We start from the raw sequence: 5,466 nt of genomic DNA, 5'->3' as shown, positions 1-5,466 counted from the left end.
CCCGGCAATGATACGCAACAACGTGGTTTTGCCACAACCGGAAGGCCCTAATAAAGCGACCAAATCGCCATCTGGAATTTCAAGATTGATGTTGTTCAGTGCGGAAAATGCACCAAACCGCTTGCTAATGTTACTTAAGGTTATGCTCATAATGTCTTTCTCGTAAGATTGTTGGATGTTGGTGTCAGCGGTTTGCCTTTAAATCCTGTTTTTGCTTCCATTCCAGGAAGGTCTTAACAACCAGTGTGACCACTGCCAATCCTGCCAATAAGGATGCGCTGGCGAAAGCGCCGACGAAATCATATTCGTTGTAGCTCACTTCAATATGGAGTGGCAGCGTGTTGGTAAGCCCCCGAATATGTCCAGAGACTACTGATACTGCGCCAAACTCACCCATTGCCCGGGCATTACACAGCAACACACCGTACAACAGCCCCCATTTGATATTGGGTAACGTAATCTTGAAGAAGGTTTGCCAGCCACTTGCACCTAACGACAAGGCCGCTTCTTCCTCTTCATGGCCGATTTCCTGCATCAGTGGTATCAACTCACGGGCAACAAACGGAAAAGTCACAAACAAGGTCGCCAAAACAATTCCCGGCACCGCGAAAATGACCTTGAAATTATGCTCGGAAAACCAAGATCCAAACCAACCTTGTGCGCCAAAGATCAATACATAAATAAGCCCCGCAATCACAGGCGACACTGAAAATGGCAGGTCAATCAGCGTAATCAACAGGCTTTTGCCACGAAACTCAAACCGGGCAATTGCCCAAGCGGCGGAAACACCAAATACAGTGGTCAACGGTACGGTAATGGCGGCAGTTAACAGCGTCAGCTTGATGGCAGCCACGGTGTCGGGATGCGTCAGACTAGAAGCGTAGGCCGTCCAACCCTTGGCAAAAGCCTCAATTAGCACTGTTGCTAACGGCAAAATCAAAAACACACCGATAATCAACAAAGTAAGTGCAACCAGGGCATAGCGCACCCAGTCAGCATCGCCTATGGTCAGCGATTTTGTATGTGATGGCATAACAGGGGAAATTGTATTCATTTGCGTGATCCTCAAAGTTGTCCACTACGGCGGCGTACCCACCATTGCAGCCCGTTAACTGATAGCAGCAACAGGAATGATAGTAGCAGCATGGTCAAGCCAATGGCGGTGGCACCGGCATAATCGTATTGCTCCAGTTTGGTGATAATCAACAGCGGCACGATTTCCGAGACATAAGGCATGTTACCGGCAATAAAAATCACTGAACCGTACTCGCCGACCCCACGGGCAAATGCCAAGGCAAAGCCCGTAATTGCAGCCGGGAGGATATTGGGCAAGATGACTTTGACAAAGGTTTGTAGCCGCGTAGCACCTAAGCTGGCAGCGGCTTCTTCCATTGCCTTGTCGAATTCCTGTAACACCGGCTCGATGGTACGCACAACAAACGGCAAGCCGATAAAGATTAAGGCAAAGACAATCCCTAACGGCTTGTAGGCGATTTGGATGCCAAATGCTTCCATCACCAATTTGCCGATCCAGCCTTTAGGTTCGTAAATTGCTGCCAACACAATACCTGCCACAGCGGTCGGCAAGGCGAAGGGGAGGTCGATTAGCGCATCAAAAACCTTTTTGCCAGGAAAGGGATAACGCACCAGCGTCCAGGCAATGATAAAACCGAATATTCCGGAAAACGCCGCAGCAATCAATGCTGATCCAAAGCTGACACGAAATGAAGCCAATACACGGGGGTTGGTCAGAATTGCCCAGTACTCGTCGAGACTTAGCTGAAAAGTCTTCAGCAGCATCGCACTGAGTGGTATCAAGACTATCAACGCCAGATAGAATAGCGTAAAGCCGATAGCTGGGCGAAATCCCGGCATAATGTTACTTTGTGACATGTCAGTAACCTTTGGTTTAATTTTAGATTGTTCTGTTGGGTTGGCTAACGCCAGCCCAACCTTGGTCAAGGTCGTTGCCTTTAAGTTAAGCCGTCATGTCGGCAGGGATTGCCGACATCCAGATTACAGGGATGTAATCAAAACTGACCATCCTTGGTTTCTGGATTCCGGCAATCCCTGCCAGAATGACGTGCTAGCTCTTAACTTAATAGTAGTATTGTTTAAGGCGCATAAATCTGGTCGAACGTGCCTCCATCATCGAAATGATCTTTTTGTGCTTTTGCCCAGCCGCCAAATTTGCCAGCGACAGTAAACAGTTCCAGTTTCGGAAAGCGTTTTAAATCGGCTGGATCAGCTTGCTCAGGTTGCGATGGACGGTAATAGTGCTTCGCCGCGATTTTTTGTCCGACTGGCGAATACAGGTATTGCAAATAAGCCTCTGCCAAATCCTGCGTACCGTTCTTTTTAACGACCTTATCAACCACAGCCACTGGCGTTTCTGCCAAGATGCTGGATGGCGGCACGACGATCTCAAACTGGTCTTTGCCGTTTTCATTATCGTTAATTGCCAGGAACGCTTCATTTTCCCAAGCTATCAACACATCGCCTTGCCCACGCTGGATGAAAGTCGTTGTTGATCCTCGCGCACCAGAATCCAGTACCGGCACATTTTTATACAATTTCTTCACAAAATCTTTAGCGGCTTCTTTACTGCCTAACGTTTTTTCCGCATAAGCCCACGCAGCCAAATAGTTATAGCGGGCACCACCGGACGTTTTGGGGTTTGGCGTAATGACTGAAACACCTTCTTTAATTAAATCGCTCCAATCTTTAATACCCTTAGGATTACCTTTACGCACTAAAAATACGATGGTCGAGGTATACGGCAAGCTGTTATTGGGTAAATGGTTTTGCCAGTCTTTAGGCAATAACCCCGCTTTTTCCGCAATTTGGTCAATATCGTAAGACAGTGCCAGAGTTACAACATCAGCTTCCAAGCCATCAATAACAGCGCGTGTTTGCTTACCACCGCCACCATGAGATTGTTGAACATCGACATCTTCATTTTTTTCGGCTTTCCAGTATTTGATGAATTCCTTATTAAAATCTTGATAAAACTCCCGGGTAGGATCGTAAGAAACGTTCAATATCGTCCGTTCCGCTAGGGCATTTCCGCTCAACAAAAAGGCGGCAAGCAATAAAATGAATGGCTTATTGGGTTTAATGGTAATCATGGTCACTCCACATTGGTTCAGTTAAATATGAAAAGTATTTTAAATTTGCTCTAAAGAACGGGCTTACGATGCATTTTTAAGATATAGCTCTATCTTAAACGCTCTTTTTAATAACTTTTAATGATATGTTTATATTTATTTATCTACTATTTAGATATATAAAAGCCTAATAACCCCTTCTGCAGCAATAACCCTATGATCTAAAGTTTAATTACAGCAACACCGGCTTATTGGTCGTAAGCCGATAAATCAGTTGGGTTTTTAAACATCGCCTTAATAAGCCTTATTGCTTATTTCGTTAGTGCTTTGCAAATGGGTCGATAAACTTCTGTCTGGCCTAAAATGCACTCTGCTTTTTATAACCCGAAAATAATAATTATCTAAAAACAGCGACTTATAACTTAGGTTTACCGTCGCCAAAGGCGTTCAGCGACACCTCGAAATAAAAGAAGTTACTCGCGCGATCAGTAAATGGCCCGTTTACGGCGTTATTGAAAGAACGGGTAAAGCCACCCGGTTCAAAGCGTGCGTAACTCAAACTCCAATCAACATAAGGGTTTAACTTATGTTGTAAGCGAATATCAAACTCATGCCCAATAAAGCTGCCGCTTTCACCGTCGCGATCACGTAAGTTCGCCCGCCTAAAGCCATCAGTTTCACTCTCCAACCAATAAGCACTATAGGCGGTGTCGATTTTCACGTCTTTATAAGGGGTAAATTCAACTCTGCCTTTGGGTGCATGAATATTGTCCCAAGAGAAATAATCATTGCGTGACCACGGCTGGTTAAAGCCGTAAAACGCATCAAATCGGTTATTGATGGCATCTTTAGAACTTTTATCACCGGTACCAAAACCATAAAATATACTGAATCTTGGTTTCCAGTCATGATCAGCGCTGTAACCCAATTCAATGCCATAAGCCAGTGCGTCGTGCTGTTCCATAACTTGCTTGCCATTACGGACTGCCCCGCGCCGACCAAACTGCTTGTTGATGTCAGCGTCAAAATCAAAACCACTTTCGCCAATAAGCCCATAAACCCTTAAGCCCGGCGCATAAATATCCTGATCAGTAACAGGGGTACTATTGGCTTTGTTGAAGGGGTCGCCATTAACTTTGCGCCCAATAAAATAAGGCTGGATAGTTATAAAGTCAGACCATTGCCTTAAACTAAGTACACCACCATAAATCCAGGTATGTTCATCGGCCTGGTCAAAATCATATTTCAGCCGTTCGACGGGCTGAAAGGCAAAGGTATCCAAATTCCAATCGTTTTGCTGTTTGCCAAAGCGAACCCTAAAACCTTCAAAATTATTAGTGGTATTTCGGAACTGGTTGTTACCAATAAGCCGTCTATCAAGTAATTCAAGGTGTTGCCGCCCCGCACGGATACTTAACGGCCGGTTGTGACCCAGCAAATCCTTAAAATATAACTCGGCATAACCTTGAATCAACTCAAATTCGTTGACATCGGATTCATTACGCTCATATAGCCCGTTGTAACTGCGGGCATCTTCAAATTCGATGGCAAAGCGCAACGGGTCAAGAATATCGTGAACGCCGAGATAAGCGCGCGTCCGCAATAACCAAAGATTATCGGGATCTGCGCGGAAATCATTGCTGCTATTGTTACCTGTTGGCGTTGGCCGGTAATCATTTTCCCGATACTCGTAGCGGGTACGAAAATCCAGCCCCACATCCAGCCAGTCAATATCACGGAATTGCTTAAACTGCGTCTGGCTTAATTTACGCACGTAACGCTGCGGATCAGATTCGGGTTCTAAGCGGTAAGCGCGGGTTTTCCGGTAATAATCTTCGGCAGTTGCCAGACCTGGCCAGGCCAGCAATAAACCCAAAGCGTTCGCCGCAGGTATTAGTTTTTTGAGAGGCTTCATGTCATTTCCTTGTTTGGTACTTTTGTATTTATTCATAATGCTTATTAATTGAAAACTTTCGTTGATCTAGTCGGTAATAACCAAGCGATTATTTAATCGATTATCTTCGATGAAACCGGCGAATGACCTTTTTAAAGTGGCTAAATCTTAAATTAGAAAGAATAATTATTTAAGCGATATTATTAGATTTTTATATCTGTAAAGAAGATATAAAAGCTATTCATAATGGCTTACAGCTAGTTTCCTGAGATTGTTTGAGATCTTGTCAGTTAATCGATAGAAGATCTCATTACACTATTTTAGTGGCAAAAAGCAGGAGATTCTTCGAGCAAGGTACAGTCCCGCGTTTACATTGCATCTATCATTCAAGCGATAAAGTTATTAATTTTGTTGGCATTATTATCTTGAATAAAAGATGTCTCCTCCTGATGAAACACAGAAGGA

The 5,466-nt window shown here is 44.5% G+C and carries 5 protein-coding genes; all 5 read right to left on the bottom strand.

Going from position 1 to position 5,466, the window contains the following annotated elements:
* Positions 1–150, bottom strand: a 150-nt coding sequence (locus ABL924_RS17615; protein ID WP_349028404.1) for an ATP-binding cassette domain-containing protein, incomplete at its 3' end; no start/stop codon positions are given.
* Between the two features lie 34 nt (positions 151–184).
* Positions 185–1,033, bottom strand: a complete 849-nt coding sequence (gene cysW, locus ABL924_RS17610; protein ID WP_349028403.1) for a sulfate ABC transporter permease subunit CysW — start codon at positions 1,031–1,033, stop codon at positions 185–187.
* Positions 1,034–1,065: 32 nt separating this feature from the next.
* Positions 1,066–1,893 (bottom strand): sulfate ABC transporter permease subunit CysT, encoded by an 828-nt coding sequence (gene cysT, locus ABL924_RS17605; protein ID WP_349028402.1) that lies wholly within the window; start codon positions 1,891–1,893, stop codon positions 1,066–1,068.
* A 221-nt stretch (positions 1,894–2,114) separates the two neighbouring features.
* Positions 2,115–3,128, bottom strand: a complete 1,014-nt coding sequence (locus ABL924_RS17600; protein WP_349028401.1) for a sulfate ABC transporter substrate-binding protein — start codon at positions 3,126–3,128, stop codon at positions 2,115–2,117.
* 394 nt (positions 3,129–3,522) lie between these two features.
* Positions 3,523–5,022 carry an alginate export family protein gene (locus tag ABL924_RS17595; RefSeq protein ID WP_349028400.1) on the bottom strand — a complete coding sequence of 500 codons (1,500 nt, stop codon included), beginning with the start codon at positions 5,020–5,022 and terminating at the stop codon, positions 3,523–3,525.
* Positions 5,023–5,466 lie beyond the last annotated feature (444 nt).

Origin of the sequence: Methyloglobulus sp., from assembly GCF_040079455.1 — a bacterium.
Taxonomy (GTDB): Bacteria; Pseudomonadota; Gammaproteobacteria; order Methylococcales; family Methylomonadaceae; genus Methyloglobulus.
This window is presented reverse-complemented; position numbering and strand designations above follow the sequence as displayed.